General features: G+C 48.9%; 20 protein-coding genes and 1 pseudogene. 9 read left to right on the top strand and 12 right to left on the bottom strand.

Annotated elements, in window-relative coordinates:
* The first annotated feature begins 8 nt into the window (after positions 1-8).
* On the top strand, positions 9-1166 hold the full coding sequence (locus tag PsAD26_RS05610; RefSeq protein ID WP_063309623.1) for a Gfo/Idh/MocA family oxidoreductase: 1158 nt from the start codon (positions 9-11) through the stop codon (positions 1164-1166).
* A 69-nt stretch (positions 1167-1235) separates the two neighbouring features.
* Here PsAD26_RS05610 and PsAD26_RS05605 read toward each other — a convergent pair whose 3' ends face one another.
* From PsAD26_RS05605 to PsAD26_RS05580, 6 genes are all read right to left on the bottom strand, one after another.
* Positions 1236-2237, bottom strand: a complete 1002-nt coding sequence (locus PsAD26_RS05605) for a LacI family DNA-binding transcriptional regulator (protein WP_063309622.1) — start codon at positions 2235-2237, stop codon at positions 1236-1238.
* Positions 2238-2394: 157 nt separating this feature from the next.
* Positions 2395-3414: an ABC transporter permease gene (locus PsAD26_RS05600; RefSeq protein WP_063309630.1), complete on the bottom strand. Its 1020-nt coding sequence runs from the start codon at positions 3412-3414 to the stop codon at positions 2395-2397.
* 16 nt (positions 3415-3430) lie between these two features.
* Complete coding sequence (locus PsAD26_RS05595; protein ID WP_063309621.1) at positions 3431-4414, bottom strand: ABC transporter permease; 984 nt, start codon at positions 4412-4414, stop codon at positions 3431-3433.
* Between the two features lie 14 nt (positions 4415-4428).
* Positions 4429-5211 (bottom strand): ATP-binding cassette domain-containing protein, encoded by a 783-nt coding sequence (locus tag PsAD26_RS05590; protein ID WP_063309620.1) that lies wholly within the window; start codon positions 5209-5211, stop codon positions 4429-4431.
* 123 nt (positions 5212-5334) lie between these two features.
* Positions 5335-6264: a substrate-binding domain-containing protein gene (locus tag PsAD26_RS05585; protein WP_063292644.1), complete on the bottom strand. Its 930-nt coding sequence runs from the start codon at positions 6262-6264 to the stop codon at positions 5335-5337.
* 585 nt (positions 6265-6849) lie between these two features.
* Entirely contained in the window at positions 6850-8025 is a 1176-nt protein-coding gene (locus PsAD26_RS05580; RefSeq protein WP_063309619.1) for a phytanoyl-CoA dioxygenase family protein, read from the bottom strand.
* Between the two features lie 86 nt (positions 8026-8111).
* Here PsAD26_RS05580 and PsAD26_RS05575 point away from each other — a divergent pair, with 86 nt between their 5' ends.
* Positions 8112-9125 (top strand): LacI family DNA-binding transcriptional regulator, encoded by a 1014-nt coding sequence (locus tag PsAD26_RS05575; protein ID WP_063309618.1) that lies wholly within the window; start codon positions 8112-8114, stop codon positions 9123-9125.
* An 88-nt stretch (positions 9126-9213) separates the two neighbouring features.
* On the opposite strand, the gene PsAD26_RS05570 is transcribed toward PsAD26_RS05575, so the two are convergent.
* Both PsAD26_RS05570 and PsAD26_RS05565 read right to left on the bottom strand, forming a co-directional pair.
* Positions 9214-10287 carry a sugar phosphate isomerase/epimerase gene (locus tag PsAD26_RS05570; protein WP_063309617.1) on the bottom strand — a complete coding sequence of 358 codons (1074 nt, stop codon included), beginning with the start codon at positions 10285-10287 and terminating at the stop codon, positions 9214-9216.
* Between the two features lie 67 nt (positions 10288-10354).
* Positions 10355-11413: a LacI family DNA-binding transcriptional regulator gene (locus tag PsAD26_RS05565; protein WP_063309616.1), complete on the bottom strand. Its 1059-nt coding sequence runs from the start codon at positions 11411-11413 to the stop codon at positions 10355-10357.
* Positions 11414-11602: 189 nt separating this feature from the next.
* Here PsAD26_RS05565 and PsAD26_RS05560 point away from each other — a divergent pair, with 189 nt between their 5' ends.
* From PsAD26_RS05560 to PsAD26_RS05530, 7 genes and pseudogenes are all read left to right on the top strand, one after another.
* Positions 11603-12844 (top strand): ABC transporter substrate-binding protein, encoded by a 1242-nt coding sequence (locus PsAD26_RS05560; protein ID WP_063309615.1) that lies wholly within the window; start codon positions 11603-11605, stop codon positions 12842-12844.
* Between the two features lie 77 nt (positions 12845-12921).
* Positions 12922-13818 carry a sugar ABC transporter permease gene (locus PsAD26_RS05555; RefSeq protein ID WP_063304423.1) on the top strand — a complete coding sequence of 299 codons (897 nt, stop codon included), beginning with the start codon at positions 12922-12924 and terminating at the stop codon, positions 13816-13818.
* A 10-nt stretch (positions 13819-13828) separates the two neighbouring features.
* Complete coding sequence (locus tag PsAD26_RS05550; protein ID WP_063309614.1) at positions 13829-14761, top strand: carbohydrate ABC transporter permease; 933 nt, start codon at positions 13829-13831, stop codon at positions 14759-14761.
* 4 nt (positions 14762-14765) lie between these two features.
* Positions 14766-15851 carry an ABC transporter ATP-binding protein gene (locus tag PsAD26_RS05545; RefSeq protein ID WP_063290911.1) on the top strand — a complete coding sequence of 362 codons (1086 nt, stop codon included), beginning with the start codon at positions 14766-14768 and terminating at the stop codon, positions 15849-15851.
* A 19-nt stretch (positions 15852-15870) separates the two neighbouring features.
* On the top strand, positions 15871-16626 hold the full coding sequence (locus tag PsAD26_RS05540) for a sugar phosphate isomerase/epimerase (RefSeq protein ID WP_063309613.1): 756 nt from the start codon (positions 15871-15873) through the stop codon (positions 16624-16626).
* Entirely contained in the window at positions 16626-17789 is a 1164-nt protein-coding gene (locus PsAD26_RS05535; protein ID WP_063309612.1) for a Gfo/Idh/MocA family oxidoreductase, read from the top strand. The genes PsAD26_RS05540 and PsAD26_RS05535 overlap by 1 nt, the downstream gene beginning before the upstream one ends.
* Positions 17790-18068: 279 nt before the next feature.
* Positions 18069-18422, top strand: a pseudogene (locus PsAD26_RS05530) (MerR family DNA-binding protein); the annotation flags it as partial.
* A 360-nt stretch (positions 18423-18782) separates the two neighbouring features.
* Here the strand turns inward: PsAD26_RS05530 and PsAD26_RS05525 are convergent.
* The 4 genes from PsAD26_RS05525 to PsAD26_RS05505 form a co-directional block, all read right to left on the bottom strand.
* Complete coding sequence (locus tag PsAD26_RS05525; RefSeq protein WP_063309611.1) at positions 18783-20321, bottom strand: DUF2235 domain-containing protein; 1539 nt, start codon at positions 20319-20321, stop codon at positions 18783-18785.
* Between the two features lie 353 nt (positions 20322-20674).
* Positions 20675-21715 (bottom strand): DUF4123 domain-containing protein, encoded by a 1041-nt coding sequence (locus PsAD26_RS05515; protein ID WP_063309609.1) that lies wholly within the window; start codon positions 21713-21715, stop codon positions 20675-20677.
* Entirely contained in the window at positions 21712-22080 is a 369-nt protein-coding gene (locus PsAD26_RS05510; RefSeq protein WP_082596416.1) for a PAAR domain-containing protein, read from the bottom strand. The genes PsAD26_RS05515 and PsAD26_RS05510 overlap by 4 nt, the downstream gene beginning before the upstream one ends.
* 9 nt (positions 22081-22089) lie before the next feature.
* Positions 22090-22893: phage baseplate assembly protein V (locus PsAD26_RS05505; RefSeq protein WP_244278165.1), on the bottom strand; the 804-nt coding region annotated here is incomplete at its 5' end.

Genomic DNA, 22893 nt, shown 5'->3' with positions numbered 1-22893 from the left:
GAAACATCATGACTAAATTAAACTGGGGTCTGATTGGAGGCGGCGAAGGAAGCCAGATTGGTCCTGCGCACCGTCTAGGTGCATCCGTTGACGGATTGTTTCAGCTGGCTGCGGGCGCTCTGGATGCAGATGCAGCAAAAGGGCGCATGTTTGCTCAGTCGCTGGGTATTGCAGAAGACCGGGCTTATGGTGATTGGCAGGAAATGCTGGCCGCTGAAAAAACGCGCAGTGACAAAGTTGATCTTGTTACTATTGCAACACCAAACGCAACACACTTCGAGATCACCAAGGCCTTCCTCGAAGGTGGTTTTCACGTGCTTTGTGAAAAGCCGATGACCATGACTGTCAAAGAAGGCGAAGAGATCGTAAAGATCAGTCGTCAGACTGGCAAAAAGTGCGCGGTAAACTTTGGCTATTCAGGATTTTCTTTGGTTCGCCAGATGAGAGAAATGATTGCCGCAGGTGAACTGGGTGAAGTCCGCCTTGTAAAAGCAGAGTTCGCGCATGGTTTCCACGCCGATGCAGCTGATGCCGATAATCCACGCGTTCGCTGGCGCTACGACCCTGCTGCTGCTGGCGTTTCTGCTGTATTAGCTGATGCAGGTATCCACGCGCTGCATATGGCCTGCTTTGTCACCGGACAGGAAGTATCGACTGTCTCAGCTGACTTTGCATCGACCATTGCTAGCCGTGACTTGGAAGATGATGCAATGATCAACTTCCGAATGAATGGCGGCGCAGTTGGGCGTCTCTGGACATCAGCAGTTGCCGTTGGACGTATGCATGGCCTGAGCCTGCAGGTGTTTGGTGAAAAAGGTGGATTGGCCTGGCAACAGGAACATCCGAACCAATTGCATTACACGCCATTGAACGGGCGCACCCAGATCATTGAGCGCGGCGCTGGTGACCTATACAATGCAGCCCAAAAAGCATCACGCGTCACGATTGGCCACTCAGAAGGCATGCCCCTGGCCTTTGCTAATATCTATTGCGACCTTGCAGAGATGATCCATGCGGACAAAGCTGGTGGATCTTCTGACGGAGCAGCATTCCTATTCCCAAGTTCTGAAGATGGTTTGCGGTCTATGGCAAGTGTTTATGCGGCAGTAAAATCAGCGCACGCATCTGGTGCATGGCAAGACGCTGTCCCTGCTCTACTGAAGTAACACTTTTGAAAAGGGGCCGTATAACTTACTGGCCCCTTTTTTGTAGGGGCCCCTGGTATTTGCCAGCAACTAAGTGACCTTTTGTAAAAGAGTTCCGCGCTCAACCACACGGCATGGAAACATCCGTGTTTCAGGGATCCGGTCTGGATCATCCAGACAGTCAACAAGCAACTCAACAGAGGATGAGATGATTTCCTGAACGGGCTGATGAATGGTTGTCAGGTTGATATTTGCCCAACCTGCCATTTCCATGTTGTTGAAGCCAATAAAGCCTATTTCCTCAGGAACTTTGAGACCAGCGGTCTGCGCAGCACTCAAAGCACCAATAGTAAGCACGTCATCGCCGCAGAAATATGCCTCAGCGTGCTCTTGCATCAGGATGCTCTGCATCGCCTTTCTGCCAGCATCATAAGAGTAATCCTCCGCGAAATTGACGGAAAATTTTATATTTGGATACTCAGAGAGAACTCGCTTAAAGCCAATGAAGCGATCCTGGGTAGATGTCGCATTTTCAGGCCCACCCAAGAACCCAATATGCTTAAAGCCCTTAGATACCAAGAGCTGTGCAGCCAGCTCGCCCGCATAACGGTTATCAATACCTACGGTGTGTACAGTAGGTGTCGCGCTGCATCGCCCAAAGGAATGCACAACCGGAATTTTGGCATGCCGGAATGATTCAGCAAAATCAGGGGGTAGAGTGGAGGAAGCTACAATCACCCCATCAACGCTATATTGCAGAAGCATATCGAGTGACTTGGCCGGATCGACTTCACCTGAAAGGTTCACGAGAAGAGGTCGGAGCCCTTTTTCCTGCAAAGATTGCGTAAACAGATCAAAGACCTGCAGAAAAACCGGGTTATGGAAATTGTTGGAGACCAGGCCAATGAGCTTTGTCCGCCGCGTTGTTAAGCTGGAGGCCAGGACATTAGGACGATAGCCCAATTCGTGCGCTGCTTTTTCGACTTTTCGGCGAGTTTTTGCAGAAACGCTTGCACCTTCCGTAAAGGAGCGAGACACAGCGGAAGCAGAGACTCCTGCACGCAATGCAACATCTTTTAGCGTAACAGCCATCCTCTGCCTTTTCGTTTTTGCGCATCTGGAAGTTATAAATTAATCCGTTCATCAATGATGGCCCAAGTAAAAAAACACAATTAAATTTTGGTGTTATTACTTGGTTATCCCTTCGAAACTGGGAGCAGACCTCCCAGCCTCGAAGTTTTACATATCATCAGGCCGCAACTCGCTTTTGCCGATAAGTATCTGCGACTACGGCGGCAACAATCAAAACACCCTTGACGATATTGATGTAATAAACATCGATACCCAAGAAGGTGAAACCTGAAGTCAGCGTACCCAGAATGAGCACACCAATGATGGTGCCCATAATGCGGCCCCGACCGCCGAAGAGAGAAGTCCCACCAATCACAACTGCCGAGATTGCATCCAGTTCCAACATCAGGCCAGTGCCCGATTGAGCCGTCATTGCGCGCGAGGTCTGAACGATCGAGGCGATGCCATAGAGTGCGCCAGCCATGGTGTACACGAGGATTTTGTGCCTTTTGACGGCAATGCCTGCAACACGGGCTGCATCTTCATTTGAGCCGATTGCATAGGTACGGCGCCCATAAACCGTATATTTCAAAAGCACATGGAAGACGCCAGCCACAATCAAGAATGTTACAACGGGCCAGGCTCCGGAACCAAAGATGGCAAAATCCTCAGTCAGGAAGCTCACCTGCTTGCCACTTGTATACCAACGCGCCAAGCCACGCGCTGCGACAAGCATCCCAAGGGTCGCGATAAACGGCGGAATTGCGGTTAGAGCAATTACGCTCCCATTGACAAAACCAAGCAGCGCTCCCACAGCAATGCCTGCGAGTACCGGAAAGATGATCGGCAGATCTGTAAGCGCTGGATAGACAGCCCGGGCATACTCTGAACTTTGCGCCAGAGAGGCAGCTACGATACCGGCGAAACCAAGAATGGAGCCACCGGAAAGATCTATGCCTGCCATGATGATAATCTGACCAACGCCAATCGCAAGAATGCCAATGATTGCCATCTGCAGGATCATGATGAACAGACGTTGACCGTTGAAGATGAAAGTCTGCTCAACGACAAACCAGCCCAAAACTTCAAAAATTGCGGCGATTCCGACGAGTACCAGAAGAATACCCGTGTCCTTTGGAAGACGCTGAAGGAGAGACTTTTGCGTTTCGGCTGAGCCTAATGTTGATGATGAATTAATCAAGATGGCCTCCGAACTATGCCTTACGAGCCTGCCGACGCTGGTCAGCGATAACGGCAGCAACGATGATCATGCCCTTGGCGATTTCCTGATAATAAAAATCGATCCGCAGGAAGGTGAAACCTGATGTGATAACGCCGAGAATGAAGACGCCGATAACGGTCCCCGAAATCTTCCCTTTGCCGCCGAACAATGACGTTCCGCCAATGACGGCTGCGGAGATTGCATCCAGCTCGTACATGAAGCCCATGCCAGGCTGGCCCATTGTCGCTCGAGCACTCATGACGATACCGGCAAGACCGGCAAGGCCACCCGCAATCGAATATACAAGAACCTTATGGCGGTTTACTTTGATGCCGACTATTCGGGCCGCCTCTTCGTTGGAGCCGATCGCATACGTCCGGCGCCCATAAACCGTGTGCTTCAAAAGAACGTGGAAGAGCAGAGCAACGCCGAGAAAGATCAAGACTGGGTTAATTCCTTGACCAATCGCCGTATATTGCTCGGTCAGACCAAAGATTGGCTGACCTTCTGCATACAGCACGGCAAGCCCGCGAGCTGCAACAAGCATTCCCAATGTAGGAATGAACGGGGGAACACCAGTATAGGCGGTGATCGCTCCGTTGATACTTCCTGCCAGCAACCCAACCCCGATACCAGCCAATAGAGGAACAATAACGGGTAGGTCTACAATGCCGGGATAGAAGATGGAAAAACCGCCCGACGCTTGCGCAAAGCTCGCTGCCACCATGGCAGAGAGTGCCGCCACAGATCCGCCCGACAAGTCGATGCCAGAGGTAATGATGACCTGCGTTACACCAACAGCAATGATGCCGATGATAGATACCTGAAGAACAATGATAACGAGGCGCTTGGAGTTGGCCAGAAAGCTTTGCCCAATGAAAATCCAGCCAAGGATCTCAAAAAGCGCAGCAATTCCAACCAACACCATCAGAATGCTCGCCTCCTGAGGAAGCTTTCGGATTGCAGTAGTGTTCATCTACGTGCTCCCAATTAAATGTAGCTGGCGTTTTCATGCACGCCAGTTTTCACACCTGTAATGAGGGAGACAATTTCGTTGCCATCCGTTTTGTCTGCGTCTACGACACCAACAATTTCACCGCGCCGGAACACAAAAATCCGGTCTACAAGGTTAAACACCTGACGTAGGTTATGGCTGATCAGGATCAGCGGAATGCCTTGCTTCTTTAAGCGACGAATGATGTTCTCCACCTGCGTGGTTTCCTGAACCCCAAGCGCTGCGGTTGGCTCATCCATGATGATGAGTTTGGAGGCAAAGGCTGCAGAGCGTGAGATAGCAACGCACTGGCGCTGACCACCGGACATGTTACCGATTGCGTTGCGCAAATTAGGGATTTTTACAGCAGTCTTCTCAAGCCCCTCTTTGGCTTTCGCCAGCATTTTCTTTTCATTCAGAAAACTGAAAGGCCCGAGATTGAAATAGACTTCTTCACGTCCAAGGAAGATGTTGGCTGGAACATCCAGATCATTGGCGAGTGCCAGATTCTGAAATACAGCTTCAATACCTGCTTCCCGAGCATCGAGAGGACTATTGAAGCTGACCTCTTTTCCGTCGAAAAACATCTGACCAGAAGAGGGTTGCTCAACGCCAGTGATCTGGCGAACAAAGGTGGACTTCCCTGCCCCGTTATCACCAACGATTGCGATGTGTTCGCCTTCACGGAGCTCAAAGTCTGCACCTTTCAGAGCTTGCACTCCACCATAGTTTTTGCAAAGACCTTGCGTTCGTAGGACGATCTTTCTCGCATCATTCATTGTTCTTTTCCTCATCAGGGCTGAGATAAAATCGGCCAAACCGACATCACGGCCAATAGAATATGAGTTGCAAAGCGAGCAGCGCTCCGCGCAGATACACGGAGCGCCCTTACTGAAAGCCTGTTATTGGCTCATGTAGGATTTGAGATTGTCCTGAGTGACCAGCTCGAACGGAATATTGATCCAGTTTGGCAGAGCTTCGCCGTTCATAGCTTTCACAGCAGCATCAACAGAGCCAGTTGCCTGCCCCTTCGCATTCTGGAAAACGGTGACATCCAGCTCATTCTTACCCAAAGAAGCAAGAGCGTCATCTGTTGCATCAACACCAGCAACCAGCACATCATCCATATTCACGCCAGCAGCTTTGAGAGCCTGCACCGCGCCAAGAGCCATCTCGTCGTTGTTGGCAAATACGATATCGAATTCGAGACCAGAGCTGAGCCAGTTCGAAACAACATTGTTTGCTTCTGTGCGCTGCCATTTGGCTTCTTGTTCCGCAACAAGCTCGATACCGTTACACATGGAAAGCTTCAGGACTTCGCGTACGTCTTCAGAGCGGGTAACGGCAGCTTCGTTTGAAAGAATCCCCATCAACATGACCGCCTTACCAGTGCCAGCTGCCTGCTTACACACTTCAAAAGCTTCCAACGTGCCGGACCAGGTTTCATCAGACCCCACAAAGGCAGCCTTTTCACCCAGCGCATCCAGATCTGCAGGGCGACGATTCACGTAGATCAGCGGAATGTCTGCTGCTTCTGCCATTTTGGTGATTTGAGGGGTCGCTGCCGCACTTACCGGCGCTACGATGATTGCAGCAACGTCAGAGGCAATAAAGTTCTGAATTTGGCTCAACTGCATGCCTACATCTTCTCGGGCATCTTCGATCTGAATTGAATGCCCGAGTTCTTCCGCACGACTTTTGGCAGCTTCTCGAAGAGCTGTCTGGAAATTATCATCAAAATTTGGACTTGAAAAACCGATAGTGTCGGCGTTTACGGCTGTTGCCATCATCGTGAACGCAGCGACTGCTGCCAGTAAACCAGTTTGTTTCATAGTTTCCTCCCATTTGCTTTAGCAACCGATTGCAAGATTTAATGAAGCGAATTTGAGAGCTATTTCAACACTAAAACCCAAACAAACACTAATATCACTAAATCTATTCTGTCGATCACTACGGGATTAAACTAACCCAACAATTACCAATATTGCAACCGCTTGCATTAAATTTACTGTTTTGATGATATGAGGTAGCCGTTCACGGCTTCAAACAAAGAGATCAACATCAGCTCGGAAGACAGCAAAACAGCCACGATGCGTACATCAAGCAGGCAACACCGTAATTGAATGGCAAGAAAGGACGCTCACACCGATTGGTTGAACGTGCACGTACGAGAAGACGGCCTGTTTGTTTTTGACCGCTCCAGTTACACTGCATTTGAACCCTCACCATGACATAAGTTCGTAGTGAGGGGTGTTCTGATGATCACAATCTCAAAGGGTGCCTTGTCGCCACCCAGTTAATCATTGAACAGCCAGATGGGGAGCGAGGCAGTCGTCAATGCGACTAAAACCATCATTCGCCCCTCCCTAAAAAAACTGCCGATCCTTAGATAGCGCTGACTATTATGAAATTGACCTTTAAGGCAGACGGCGGGCACTTTGCTTTTGCAGTTCCTTCGTGAAAACGTCCGCGGCCATCCCTTCATTCAACGCGCGTTTCAATAGCATTTGTTGAGTTTCAGGAGCTAACCCGCCGACTGGTGGGTCCAAATCCAGATTGGTTGGGAACGAGTACCCTTCTCCGCAGGATGCTATTGCCGCGTCAAGATGTTTGCCTGATAGCACCCCTTGCTCAGTCAGATGCTTCAGGGCCGGAAAAACCTTAGAACACATAGCACTACGATCAACACTTTCCATTGCGCGGCCAAACGCAGATGAGACCTGAAGCAAGTTCACCATACGGTGAATATCTGTCGTCGTGTTTGCACCAGCTGCATGGAACAATGCAGGATTGAAGAAAACCGCATCTCCCTTTTCGAGTGGAAGCTGCACATAGTTAGCCTCGAAATACTCCCGGAAATCGTCTCGCCTCCACGCCACATAACCTGGCAGGTATTTTTGTGAAAACGGCAGCAACTTTGTAGGTCCGCTTTCAAGGGGCATATCGCAGTGAGCAATCGCGCCCTGCAAGGTCATGTAGGGGGACAGATGATGGACATGAGCCGGATAATCCTCGCAGACCTCGGCAGTCTGAAAGCCCAGATGATAATCTCTGTGCGCTTGCTGTGCAGCCCCTCCTGGATGGACCAGATTAACCTGTGTCGTCATCTGATAATTCGGCCCCAGCCAGCTCTCACAGACCGCGTCAATGAGCGGATTGGCAAAGTAACGAGCAAATACAGATGGATCTGCCAAGCATAGCTTCTGCAGGCTGTTCCAGATACGATCGTTCGCACCAGCTGCTGCAAAATGATCACCGCCACTACCGGAAGATCTCTCAGCAGAAATAATGCTCTCAAATATCTGCGTAGCTTCGTCTATCGCTGCGATATTTTCCGCTGCTCCCTTAATCACCAGAACACCAGCTGTATTTTGCATAACACTAGCCCACTCTGACAACAAGCTTCTGCGCTTGGATGTGTCTTCAAGCATATTTCGCAGGCTCGCTGCGCTGTAAATAGGGATATTGCTTTGCACATGGGTGGCGTTGGGAACTGTCTCAGCGGACAGCTCCTGTTCCACGAGTGCCTTGAACTCGTTTAAGTCACAGGCCGATTGCCTGTAAAATCCATCAATTTGTTTGCTACTGACCATCTTAGTCCCTCTCCTTGATGTATCAGGCCTTAAATAAGCAAAATGTTGAATTGCCAGCCATATGCATTTCCATCAAGAATCCATCAATGACGCATCGTTTCCCTGTTAAAGAAATCGCTCTTCAAGCTGGATTAAGTACAGCAACGGTTGACCGCGTACTTCACAGCCGCACAAACGTAAGTCTGCAGTCTGTCCGCAGAGTACAAAACGCGATTGCAGATTTGCACTTGCAGGAAAAGCAGCTGTCTGCACGCGGCAAGAAGCTCTTTATCGACTTTGTTGTCGAAGCTCCGGACCGCTTCTCCTCTGAAATACGGCGCGCTGTTGAAAGTGAAATTGGCAGATCAAACCCTGTCGTCATCCGGCCGCGTTTCATAATGCAAGAGCATATGCAAGAGGCTGAGGCCGTCAGTTACCTCAAACGCATTATGACTCACGGTAGTAATGGGGTTTGCCTGAAGCTGCGTGACACGCCAAAGCTTAGAGACATGATCAAAGCACTCACAGAAAGGAATATTCCTGTCCTCACGATGTTCACCGATATTCCGATCTCAGAACGACTGACATACGTTGGGATTGACAATGCAAAGGCGGGAAAGACTGCTGCTTACCTGATTTCTAAGACACTACATTCTGCTGGCGGAACTATATTGATGAGCCGCAGCCACGAGCATTTTAAAGGTGAAGAAACACGCGCAATCAGCTTTCGATCATGGCTCACACGTAATCGTCCAGACCTGAATTTTGTTGAAACCACAGGAGGTTCTGGAGTTGATCATAAAATTGAAAAAGACCTGGCCTCTATTCTTGAGAAAGAGCAGAACATATGTGCTGTGTACTCCATGGGCGGAGGAAACAGGGCAATTATTCAAATGCTTGAGCAGCATAAGATGTATCCAGACAGCTACATTGCACATGACCTTAATCAGGAAAACAAAGCATTGCTCAACGCGGGCAGAATTTCATTTGTACTCCATGACGAGATCACTCAGGATATCTCGGCTGCCTTTTTTCACATCAGTCGTGCAAACAACATAGCTTTGACGGAGCCTTCAACTCCCAATGGCTCCGAAGTTCATATAATCGCGCCTGAACTTTAAACGAGCTAAGCCCCCTCACCCACGCAACGCGCCTTTCCGAGCAAGCAGCCTGATATTGCGTGTCCCAGCAGCCTATTTGGTTGTCAGCTTATTGGACGCTTTTTAGCTCTGAAATGCCAAGAATGCGGCGGTTGGCTGCTTCATCTGTTCTTACATCTGCAAAGCCATCAAAGGCGCGCTCAGTGACGCGGATAATGTGGTCTTTTATGAACTGCGCCCCTTCTCTCGCCCCGTCCTCAGGATGCTTGAGGGCACATTCCCATTCCAGCACGGCCCATCCGTCAAAGTTGAGAGCGGCAAGCTTGGAGAAAATTGATTTGAAGTCCACCTGGCCATCACTCAGAGAGCGAAAACGGCCTGCGCGGTTCTCCCAGCTCTGATAGCCGGAGTAAACGCCTTGCCTGGGCGATGCATTAAACTCGGCATCCTTAACGTGGAACATTTTTATGCGGTCAGCATAGACGTCAATGAAGCCGAGATAGTCCAGTTGCTGCAGCACAAAGTGGCTTGGATCATACAAAATATTCGCGCGGGTGTGGCCTTTCACTTCAGCGAGGAACATCTCAAAGGTGACGCCGTCATGCAGATCCTCTCCCGGATGTATCTCATAGCACACGTCTACATTTGCTTTATCAAAGGCATTAAGGATTGGCATCCAGCGCTTACCAAGCTCTTCGAATGCAGTCTCAATGAGACCAGCCGGGCGCTGTGGCCACGGGTAAACATAGGGCCATGCTAACGCCCCCGAAAACGTGGCATGAGACGTGAGCCCCAGATTTTGCGAGGCTTTAGCCGCCAGAAGCAATTGTGAGACTGCCCATTGCTGCCGCGCCTTAGGGTTGCCATGCACCTGAGGCGGCGCGAACCCGTCAAACATCACATCATAAGCGGGGTGAACTGCGATCAACTGGCCTTGCAGGTGGGTCGATAGTTCGGTGATTCCAACGCCATGATCAGCTAGTGTCCCCTTCAACTCATCGCAGTAAGTTTTGCTTGTGGCCGCCTTTTCAAGGTCAATCAAACGCTCATCCCAACTGGGAATCTGCAGGCCTTTATATCCCAAATCAGCGGCCCATTTGGCTATTGACCCAAGCGTGTTAAATGGGGCTGCATCTCCGACAAACTGCGCTAGAAAAAGCGCGGGACCTTTGAGCGTTTTCATCACATAATCTCCCAATATTCCAATGGCTTGTATGGATTAAATATGAGTGCCTTGTGGCGTTTGGCTACTACAAGGCGCGCTGTTTTTCGCTAACAGGCGCTGTGCTTCGCCTTTCAATCAACTCCACTGGCAGAACTGCTCGGCGTGCAGCAGCTTCGCTCTCGGCACGGTTTTCGACTTCTCCGGCAATGCGGCGTAGCAGCTTACCGGCGGCTTCCTGCCCAATGCGGAATCTGGGCTGGCGGATCGTTGTCAAAGACGGGATGAAACGTTCGGCAATTGCGATATCGTCAAAGCCTATGACGGAGACATCTGTGGGGACGGAAAACCCAAGCCGGTCAAGCTCTGATATGAACCCAAAAGCGATCTCGTCACTCATGCAAAACATAGCAGTCGGGCGCTCGTCCAGTGCGCACCATCTGTGTGCGGCCTGTACGCCTGCATCTAGCGAAAAGTCACCGTCAATCAGCCACTCTTCGCGAAGTGGCAGAGAATATTCTGAAATAGCAGCTTCAAAGCCTTCCTGTCGGGCGGCTGTAAGCCTGTTTTCTGAAGGGCCTCGCACCAAACCGATAGCGTTGTGGCCGAGTGTGTGTAAATGGCTCACGGCCAACTGAGAGCCTTGGTGGTTATCAACCCGCACCGATCCGAAACGTGGGTCTGTGCCCCACTCACAGCAGTACACGACGGGTGGTAATTCTGAAGATACGGAACCGTCATTTAGGTTCGTGAGATCCAATGTGCCGTCAAGCACCAGCAAACCATCTGCCTGATTCATCGAGAGGTAGTCATAGGCCTGTTCACGCTTAAAACTGGTTTGAAGTATGTCCACGACCAGCAGGCTTAAGCCCTCTTTGGCGAGCACACTTTCAATGCCGGAAAGTATTGAAGAAAAAAACGGATTTCCCAGATTAGGAACAAGAGCAACGACCGCTCCTGCCTCCTTTTTCCTCAAATTTCGAGCAGTTTGATTGATACGATAACCGGTGACACGAACAGCAGCCATCACCTTTTCTCGAGTTGCTGTATTCACCTTCGCAGGCTTGCTAAGAGCTCTACTTACCGTGGCTGTAGAAACACCTGCAACAATGGCAACATCCTGTACTGTAACAACTTTTGAAGTCATACGTTGACCGATACTATTTATGGACAGTTACTGGCCAATAATTACTGTTGACTCAGCGTATTTTCACTGACTACGATATATATGTAATCGATTGCAGTCAAAATAAAACTATCATAAAGCTACTGTGATTGACGTAATGATCAGGTTGGGAGGCCTGATCATCATTCGAATTATTGGGAGGGTAATTCAATGCTTAAGGTCAAAGGATTTTTAACCGCAGCAACTATGCTCGCCGGTGCTTCTTCTGCTTATGCTGCTGATTTGGAAGTGACACATTGGTGGACTTCTGGTGGGGAAGCCGCTGCTGTGAAAGTGTTTGCTGATGCAGTCACAGGTGCCGGGCATAATTGGGTAGACAGCGCGATTGCAGGGGGCAGCAATGCTCGTCCGATCATCATAAGCCGTATTTCTGGTGGTGATCCAATGGGGGCGACCCAGCTTAACACAGGGCGTGATGCGGAAGACCTGATCAAAGCAGGCCTGATGACAGATCTTACTGAGATAGCCGAGAAAGAAGGTTGGGCTGATTTCATTCGCCCAGCAAAACTGCTTGAGAGCTGTACTTACGAAGGTCGCGTCTACTGCGTGCCGGTCAACATTCATTCATTCCAGTGGATGTGGTTGAACCGTGGCGTTTATGAAAACAATAACTTAGCTGTTCCGACCAATTGGGAAGAGTTTATTGAGACCGCCCCCAAACTGAAAGAAGCAGGGGTTACACCTTTGGCCGTTGGTGGTGAGGCCTGGCAGCTCACCGGCATGGCTAATGTCTTTCAGGTTGCACTAGGTAGCGTTGACCTTTACCGGCAAATTAAAGAGCAAAAGAGCGTTGAGGCGGCGGGCAGCCCTGAAATGCGAAAGGTCTTTGAAGCTGTTGCTGCCGCACGTGGATTAGTGGACAGTGGCTATGTTGGCCGTGCATGGAACGATGCAACAAACATGGTCATCACTGGTAAAGCTGGCGCGCAAATCATGGGTGACTGGGCTCAAGGAGAGTTTTCTTTGGCCGGGCAAACAGCTGGCAATGAGTATGATTGTCTGCCGGGTCTGGGCGCTAATCCTGTTCTTGATACCGGTGGGGACTCATTCTTCTTCCCGAAACCGAACGGAGACCAGCCTGAGATCGTTGCAGCTCAGTTGGAAATGGCTTCCTTGCTGGTTTCCAAGCAGGTTCAGGTCGATTTCAACCTTCGAAAAGGTTCCCTTCCAATCCGTGGCGACATCAATCTTGATGATGCAAATGCTTGCATGAAGAAGGGTATCTCCATTCTGGCAAATCCGGAAAATATTTTGCCCGGATCTGAGCAGGCTTTTTCTTCTGACACACAAGGTCAAATTGAAGATTTGTGGGTGGAGTTCTTCAGCTCGCCGGAAATGAGTGTCGATGAAGCGCAAACTCGCTTTGTCGAAATCATTGAGTATGCCGATTAATGGCACCTCTCCTTTAAAAACAGTTGGAGGGTCGGTCTTCAGGATCGGCCCACCTGACTTGCGTCGGAGATGTGTGAATGTCCATCGCCAAACGGCCAAACCCTTTATTTCGAAACCTTAATGCCAAGATTGCTGCATTGCCGATGATTGCCACAACACTTGTGGTTTTCCTTGGCTGCTCGATCTGGACAGTCATCTATTCCTTTTCCAAGTCCCGTGCCCTGCCAGTCAACGAGTTTGTCGGATTTGCACAATATGAGCGATTGTTCCGTACCTCTCGCTGGTTGATCTCGCTGGAAAACATCGTGATTTACGGAGTTCTTTCGCTTCTGATCTCATTTGTCATCGGGTTTATTCTCGCTGCTCTGATCGACCAGAAAATACGTTTTGAAGATACATTTCGGACGATCTACCTCTATCCCTTTGCTCTCTCATTCATTGTTACCGGCATTGTCTGGCAGTGGATTTTGAACCCAAGTCTGGGCATTCAGGAGACTGTACGATCCTGGGGTTTTGAAAACTTCACCTTTGACCTGATCGCCAACCGGGGCACGGTGCTTTATGCCTTGCTGATTGCTGGCATCTGGCAAGGAACTGGCTTCGTCATGGTGTTGATGTTGGCTGGTATTCGCGGCGTTGACCGGGAGATCTGGAACGCTGCAAGAATTGATGGAATCCCGGTTTGGAAGACATACCTGTTTGTGATCGTTCCCATGATGCGCGGTGTTATGGTCACCACTCTTGTAATTGTCGCAGCTGGCATCGTTAAGCTTTACGATCTCGTCGTTGCGATGACACAGGGTGGTCCAGGCATCGCATCAGAGGTGCCCGCCAAATACGTTTATGATTTCATGTTCGCCAGAGCCAATGTTGGGCAAGCACTCGCTGCCTCTACAGTTATGCTCACAACCGTCCTCATCATCTTGATTCCGTGGATTTATCTCGAATACGGCAAGAAGAAAGCACAGAGGTAGAGGGGCTGATATGACTGTTGAATCCTACGAAATTACTCGAGCAAAGCCCAGTAAGAGCTCCGCAAAGGAACCATCCGGCGCCAAACCACTTCGCCGCATCAACCCAACACGAATAATGCTCTACTCGGTTCTGTTGGTAGCCGCTGTATATTACTTGCTACCACTCTATGTGATGATGATGACAAGCCTTAAAGGCCTTCCAGAAATACGTCTTGGCAACATCTTTGCTCCGCCAATGGAAGTTACATTTGCTCCCTGGGCTAAGGCTTGGGATACCGCCTGCACGGGTCTATATTGTGAAGGGCTGAAAGTTGGATTCTGGAATTCCGTAAGGATCACCATCCCAAGCGTTATTATGTCCATCACCATTGCCTCTGTGAATGGTTACGCCCTTTCCAATTGGAAATTTAAGGGCTCTGAAGTGTTCTTTACCATTCTCATCTTCGGTAGTTTTATTCCTTACCAAGTGATGCTTTATCCGCTTGTGATTGTTACCCGAGAGCTGGGCATATTCGGGTCTCTTCAAGGCGTGATCTTCATTCACACCATCTTTGGAATGCCAATTCTGACACTCTTGTTCCGCAACTACTTCGCAGCTTTACCTGAGGAGTTGTTTAAAGCTGCTCGTGTGGATGGCGCTGGGTTCTGGGGCATCTTCCTGAAGGTGTTGGTGCCAATGTCTGCTCCGATCTTTGTCGTTGCGGTGATTTTGCAAGTCACTGGAATCTGGAATGATTTCCTATTTGGTGTCATCTTTGCGGGGGTCAAAAACTTCCCCATGACTGTTCAGCTCAACAACATCGTCAACACCACACAAGGTGTGAAGGAATACAACGTCAACATGGCTGCAACCTTGCTGACAGGCGCAGTGCCATTGGCTGTTTATTTCTTCTCTGGGCGCTTTTTTGTGCGCGGCGTCGCCGCCGGTGCTGTGAAAGGATAATACAGTGAACTCAATCAGCATTCGCGATCTGTCGCTAAAATTTGGTGAAGCTACCGTTCTCGATCAACTCAACTTGGATGTCGCTGAAGGAGAGTTCCTTGTTCTGCTGGGTGCATCAGGATGCGGGAAATCTACCCTGCTGAATTGCATTGCAGGATTGCTGGATCTCTCCGAAGGCCAAATCATCATAAACGGCACAAACGTTACATGGGCTGAGCCGAAAGACAGAGGCATCGGCATGGTGTTTCAATCCTATGCGCTCTACCCGCAAATGACGGTGCGTGGAAACCTGACGTTTGGCTTGAAGAATGCCAAGGTGCCTCGTGAGGATATCGAGCACCGGGTAAACCGCGCAGCCCAAATGCTCCAGATCGAGCCCTTGCTAAACCGCAAGCCGGGGCAACTTTCCGGCGGTCAACGCCAACGTGTTGCCATTGGGCGCGCTCTTGTTCGTGATGTGGATGTCTTTTTGTTTGACGAGCCTCTTTCCAATCTGGACGCGAAGCTGCGTGCGGAGTTGCGTGTGGAGCTGAAGCGTTTGCATCAAAAACTACGCAACACCATGATTTATGTAACGCATGATCAGGTGGAAGCGATGACACTAGCAGACCGCATTGCGATTATGCGCGACGGTGTCATTCAACAGCTCGCAGACCCGTTTACCATCTACAATCAACCGGTAAACAAGTACGTGGCGAGCTTTATCGGCTCCCCGGCCATGAACTTCCTTGATGGTGCATATGGCATTGATGAACAGCCTAGTTTCACATCAAATAACCTGGATATTGCGCTAGGCCGCTACAACTTCAAAACCAGAGCAGAAGACAACAGACCAATTTATCTTGGCATCCGTCCAGAGCATGTTCACGTGGGGAATGCAGCTCAGGAGCAACCATTTAACTCCGACATATCAGTCGAAGTTGTGGAGCCAATGGGATCAGATACGCTGGTGTGGACCTCGCTGGACAATCAACCCTTCCATTTCCGTATGGACGGACAAGCCACTGTCAATGTGGGCGACCGCCTGCCTATCGGCTTTGACCCGGTTAAAGCCTCTTTGTTTGACAAGACATCTGAATTACGTCTCTAAACGCAGGAAATTGATCACAATGGATTTTTCCCTTCAGCTTTATAGTGCACGCAATGCTCAGCCATTGACTGAGGTTTTGAGCGGTCTGGCCAAGATGGGCTACACCCAAGTAGAAGGCTTTGGCGGGGTCTATGAAGATCCCGATGCTTTGCGACAGATGCTGGATGCCAACGGCCTTTCCATGCCCTCCGGCCATTTTGGAATTGATGAACTAGAAGCAGATACAGCACGCTATATTGAACTGGCAAAATATCTTGGAATAACGCGCATTTTCGCGCCTTTCCTCGCCCCATCAGAACGCCCTCAAACTGAAGCTGACTGGATCTCATTTGCTCACCGCCTCGCGCAGGTCGGCACAAAAGTGCAGGCTGCAGGCCTGAGCTTTGGGTGGCACAATCATGATTTTGAATTCCAATGTGAGTACAACGGGCGTACACCTATGGAAATCATCCTCACTGAAGCGCCAGAGATCGATTGGGAAGCCGACATTGCGTGGATCATCCGAGGTGGTCACGATCCGATTTCATGGATTGAGCGCTATGGCAGCCGCATTACAGCTGTTCATGTCAAAGACATTGCTGCCACTGGCGAATGTGCCGATGAAGATGGCTGGGCAGACGTTGGTTTCGGCACTGTACAGTGGGGCCAAATCCTCTCAGTCTTACAAGAGAAAAGCCGTGCTTGTGTTTATGTCATGGAACACGACAACCCGAGTGACTTTGCCCGCTTTGCGCAACGCTCTTTGAACTCACTCAAAATGCTGGAAGGTGTTTGATGTTAGAAAAGCTTGGTATTGGCATTATCGGGTGCGGTAATATATCGGAAACCTACCTTACGCTTGGCCCTCTGTTTCATGGGTTGGACCTGAAGGCAGTGGCAGACATCAATATGGATGCCGCACATGCCAGAGCGGCCGAATTCGGAGTGTTGGCCTATACCGTTGAGGAGCTATTGGCAGCAGACGATATCGATATAGTCGTCAATCTTACTAATCCAGCAGCACATTACGACATAAGTCGCCGCATCCTCGAAGCTGGCAAGCACGTTTACTCAGAAAAACCGTTTGTTCTTTCTTTGAAAGAGGGGCAAGCCCTGCTTGAACTTGCTGAGCAAAAAGGGCTTCGTATTGGCTCTGCGCCAGATACATTTCTTGGCGGATCTCATCAGCAATGCCGTAGCCTGATCGATAGTGGAGCGATTGGTAAAGTTGGGAGCGGAACATGTCATGTCATGAGCCGTGGTATGGAGCATTGGCACCCGAATCCTGCATTCTTCTTCAAAGATGGTGGTGGGCCAATTCTTGATCTGGGTCCGTATTACCTCACGAACCTTGTACAGTTGCTTGGGCCTGTAAAAGCCGTTTCAGCTTTAACGTCTATTCCGTCTCCAAAACGAACAGTCACCTCTGAACAGCGTTATGGAGAGACAATTTCCGTTGAAACAGAGACCACTGTTCATGCCCTGCTCGAGTTCCATAGTGGTGCTGTGATTACTTTTGGAGCCAGTTGGGATGTGAAGGATCATAGCCATAACCACATGGAGCTATACGGCGAAACTGGCACACTGTATGGGCCTGATCCAAACTTCTTTGGTGGAGAGGTACGCATTGCAGATGAAAATGAAGTACCGGTAGATCTACCAGCTTGGCAGCATCCGTTTGGAGAACCCAACCAGCAACACGATAGTATGGGCGCCTTGGCAAATTACCGAGCTGCTGGCCTCTCTGATATGGCAATGGGTATTTTGGAAGGCCGCGCACATCGCTGCAACCACGCCCTTGCGCTCCATGTTGCAGACGTCATGTTCTCCATTCTAACCTCTGGCCGCGAGCGAAAGTTCGTGGAATTAGAAACTACCTGCACCCGCCCCGATGCGCTTTTGAAAGAAGATGCGGCTCAGATTTTGCTGATCTCATCACAAGACTTGGTTGCTGATTGAGTTTTGTGCTTGCTGCCCTCAAATCACTTATCCCCTATGCGGATTGCAAAGGGATTCAGCGCTCAAATCTGAGGTGGGGGGATAGATTACTTCTATCCCCTTTCGCAGCTTGAGAGCTGAGCTGGATATTTGCCGGGGTTATCCTAGAGAGCACGGTCTATCGTTGCCGTGTTAGCAGAGTTACTTTCGCGCGCCATATAGACATAGCAACGCAAGCTCAGCGCTAGTAACGCAAACAAACGCACGTAGTAACGTAATACCGCCGCTGCCAGTCGCAACTCAGATGGTCAGCGCTGTTTTATGCGAGCCGACATCCGTCGTCTGTCCTTTGCATTGGTCGTGCAGGAGTTTGGCTTCACCATCAAGGAAATTTCAGCTCAGCTTGGTACTCTTCCATCGGGCCGTGCTCCAAACAAAGCCGACTGGCAACGGCTGAGCCAACAGTTCAAAGTTCATCTGAATGAGCGGATCGCCCGCATGGAGCGTTTGAGATCGCAGTTAGAAGGCTGTATGGGATGCGGCTGCCTGTCTCTCGACAAATGCGAACTCTACAACGCCGGCGACGCCGCCTCCAGCTACGGCCGCGACCCCCGCTTCGTCTATGGCGACAAGTCATTCAGAAATGGCAGCTAGGCTGCACTTATCCGTGTTTTGATGTTTTCAAAATCTGAACAACAAAAAACCCGCCATCTCATTGAGATAGCGGGTTTAATATTTGGTTGCGGGGGTAAGATTTGAACTTACGACCTTCAGGTTATGAGCCTCTAATTTAGTAAATCCTACTGTTATTATTTTTCAATAAGTTAGCTCACAAACAACTGATACCGCTTAGCAACTTTCACAGCACTTCAACGAAAAATACGACAACAAACGGCGCTATGTACAGCTTGAAATGCGTAGGGCGGTTGACGTAGTGTTGACGCAAAATTCTCAATTCCTGCTTCCAGAAATTAGCCATTATGGGCTGAACGATGCACCAAACACGGTATTTTCTTAGTTTGGAAAAATCAGGCGTTCTCCACTCTCATGTGGGTCGTGTCCAATACCCTCATAATTATCAGAGTGATGAAGGTACTTTTTCTTCAAAAGCTTCAGTTCATCATCTGACAAAGGTTCGCCCTTGTGTATTTTCTCATCAATGAATTTCAGTTCATCTGGAATATCAGTTAGCTCAGGAATAGGATTAGCTTCCTTAGAGCCTTCACCATCCTCATGATTTAGTGCGATAAAGGGAACCTCACTAGCAACAGCATAATCATGCATTTTATGCAAAGCGATACGGGAATATGCTCCGTCAACATACTCACGCTGTAATGTGGATTTGTGCGTAGAAAGCGAACTCGTTCCGATATCTTTTAATGTTGTAGTAGTTGTTGAAGTCTCCTCAATGATTTTACCAGTTTCGCCTTCAATGATGCATGTCTCTTCAGTTAAAGATTGTCCAATAGGGTAGCCATCGTGTCTATAAGATTTGTCCGTTGTTTTGGACGAGCACTTTTTAGCTAACTTTTCACCGATCCATCCCTCATCCAGCGCTTTTTTAGCAGCGTCAGGCTCAACCCCTAGATCTGCACCATATGCTTTTGAAACATACCCACCGCCAATATCAGAGTGCGCACCGAACATGCATTCTTCTAGGTGATTGCCTTCTATTTTAACTTCCGGGTTTTTACATGATACTGGGCTCGAGAGGATGGATTTCAGTCCGAAATTTTCTCTACGCTCATTGATTGCTGCGAGCTGCACAACTTTCTTTTGTGCAATACCAGAGGGTAAATGGGTTAAGACATCACCATTATCATCATTTTGGGCTGAGATGTCACCATCCAGCAAGTCGATAACTGATGGAACAGTATCAAATAAGCCAATGAATTGTATTTCCACAGGTATTTCCTCAAATATTGAGTATAATTCTCCGTTATGTTCCTTTCGTATACGTTTTTTACCCACCATGTTTCTAGCAGGAATTCTTGACATATTTACCGTGCCTGGGCCAATTTCCTTAAAGACCCAATGGTAGGGGCTGTAAATACCCTTAAAATTAATGACTAAATTAGAAAAATGTCTGGCAGCTGCTGCTCCACGTGAAAATCCAAATACATCTACTTCAATTCGAATGATATTGTAACCAGCATACGTAGATACAAAGTTAAATGCCTGCGATGCACCCTTTTCGCTTTTAGCAATTACTCCAGAATCCCCCGTTCCCAACCCTGCGCCATATTTACTGTCGGGTTCATTGTTTTCGGTCCCTATCCCTTCAACATAATAGTTTCCAAAAATATACCTTTCTTCATTAATATTTCTCTGTGAATGTTGTTGGGGATATAGATTATGCAACTTCCAAATATTTGTGAAGTCGCTCTTATAACTATCATCACCTTCCCAAAAATATAGAAAACTGTCTGAAATCTTTTTTGAGCGAACATTACTTTGATTGTTTCCAGTTCCGTCAAAGAAAACTCCAATCCGAAGTACAAAATCACAAACTTCGCAAGAAGAAACAGATTTATCAGGGAAATTATTACTCATAGATAACCTCAATCAATATACATAACTAACTGACATCATCGAAAAATATTTATTTACACAGAACAATAAAACAAATATCGTTATATATATAATCATAAAATACTTATGAATATTTTTTTTATTTACATTTGTTAAGTGTAAACAAGTTATAAGCATAATAAAAATTACAGCATTATAAATATCTGCTATCTCCTTTGTATAGTTGCTTATACTAGGAATTAAGCGTGAAATATTATTCAATAAAGGATTATATTCGATACCATCGTTATTAAATAAGACACCCCATGGCATGGCGCCGATAGTAACAAGAAGAAATATATTGTAAAAAGAAAAACTGGAAAAACTATTTCTACTCATTTACTATGCTTCCTGCTCTGATTAGACTTATTTGCCATAGTCCGAATAAAAGCATACATCTCATTTTGGCCTTCCAAACCTTTGGATCGCGCATTTTTTAGCTCACCTTTTACAAATTCTTTTACTTCTGCATAGCTCAAAAAATTAAAATTTTTACTATTTTTTTCTTCAATTAAAGATCGAACAACTTTCTCTGCATACAACTCCCATTGCATATCCTCAAACGCCTTCTCCTGAGCCTTGCGGATGAGGGTGATGTGGCTCTTGGGTCGTTCGTTGGTTTGTGTGGAGCTTTCTGTAATTGGTGTCATGGGTGTGAGTTGGCGGGTTTGCATGTTAAAACGGCCTACTTTGCAATGTTCACCTGCAGCAGGTCCTGCAAAGTGCCAAAGCTGATGGGCATTGCACAGGCTGGGCTCCTCACACCAATCCTCAACAATGAAGTCGGTGATCGGCCCAAAGAATGCCTGCGTTTCCATCGGGTTTGTAGAGAGCAACCAGACGCGCAGAACAGCTGGATCAAAAAACCGAAACCGCACCAACCGGCCATCACTTTCAAACTCAACGCGCAAGTAACGCCGGAAGTGCCGTCGCAGAAGCACTACATCCGTGGCTTCGTCCTCAGAGATATCTGGCGAAGCAACAAAGGCCCCACGCTCGACCTGCTGCTTCAGGCTTTCAGGGGGCGGGGTTCTGTAAAGCTCTTTGGCCTTCGACTTTGAGGCTAAAAAGTAAATCCCCCAGCCCTTGCCCCAACCTTCCTCAATCAACCAGTTGGTGAGATCACTGTCTTGTTCCAACCTCACTAGATAGGGAGCGGTCAGGGCCAGTTCTTGTGCCAGTTCTCCAGCAATCAGGCTGCACCAGTTGGTATTCTCGTCTCCCAGTAAACGGCCATAGATATCTTCACACCATTGTCCGTCGATAATCGCATAAGCGGCAATGTCATCGGTGACTTTGGCAAACAGGCTTGCCTTTACACTGTCCGCGATGAGCGTATCTGGCTCGACATCGATAGATAAAGCCGCCTGTGTCATGAGGCATCCTTAGCAAACGGACATTCCTCGGCGAACGGCTTGCGTGTCCCTGGAGGGGACGCAGCGCCGATGAATACATTGGCGCTTCCCGAGACATCAGCACCACCGCAATCTATGGGATCGCCAACACGGCCTGCTTGCTTGTTGTTGAAATTCACCGTGGGACTACCAGCCGCCAATGCTCTACCATGAGAGGGAGACGGGCATGGTGAACAGCCATGGGGCGCATAGGCGTCACCCTGCCTTACAGCAGGGCGATTATTGATGAAGATATTCGGACTTCCGGCAATGGCAGGTGTTGGCGGAAAGTGACAATCATGGCCAGAGCCAATGTCACCTAAACGAGCTGCGGGTTTTCCAGACATAGACCTCTCCTATTTCTCAAAGGAGCGGGCATAGCGCTCTGCATGGGGGCCTTGATAATCTTCTGGAGCAGATGGTTCAATGAATGGCACATCCTTGCCAGTCGCTGGGGCCCCTGCGCCGCAATTGACATTTACAACAGTGCCTTCAATCTTGATGCCACTTGCATCGATACGAATGAAATTGCCACCCACGTTGAGAGAGATAGCAGAGCCAGCACGAACAACCACCTGATCACCACCATCAACAAAGATGGTACCAGGTGCGGTGTAATGCTGATGTGCCAGGCTTTCCATGCGAATGTTACGGTTCACCTTGGTGGTATAGTTGCCCCCAACCAGCAGTGTTTTGTCATCAGCAATACTTTCATTGTCGGCGGCGTCAACCTGCGTGCGGCGAACAGCTTTCACATGAAGGTCTTTTACACCAGAGATGGTTTCTCTGTGTGAACCATCCACTTCAATATCTTTCGATCCGCCTATAGATTCCGACTGAGAGCCATCAATACGTTTGTGACGGTTAGCGCCCACCTTCCAAGTCTCATTGTCCTCAACAACCCCGTTGTGGAACTTCTGGGCGTGGAACCAGACTTCCTCTTGTCCGCCCTCATCTTCAAACCGCAGCTCATTGGACCCTGTCGCCTTGTGGCTGTCTGACTTCAAGACCATGCGAGTTTTAAAGTCGGGTAGCTTGTTCGGTGTGCGGTTGTTGTTGTGATAGGTGCGCCCTGTGATGATTGGCTGGTCTGGGTCGCCTTCGAGGAAGTCTACGATGACCTCGTGGCCAATGCGGGGGATGGCGATGTGGCCCCAGCT

The organism is Pseudovibrio sp. Ad26 (genome assembly GCF_001623285.1).
GTDB classification, from domain to species: domain Bacteria; phylum Pseudomonadota; class Alphaproteobacteria; order Rhizobiales; family Stappiaceae; genus Pseudovibrio; species Pseudovibrio ascidiaceicola.
The sequence above is the reverse complement of the archived record's forward strand: the minus strand, read 5'-3'. Positions and strand labels throughout refer to the sequence as shown.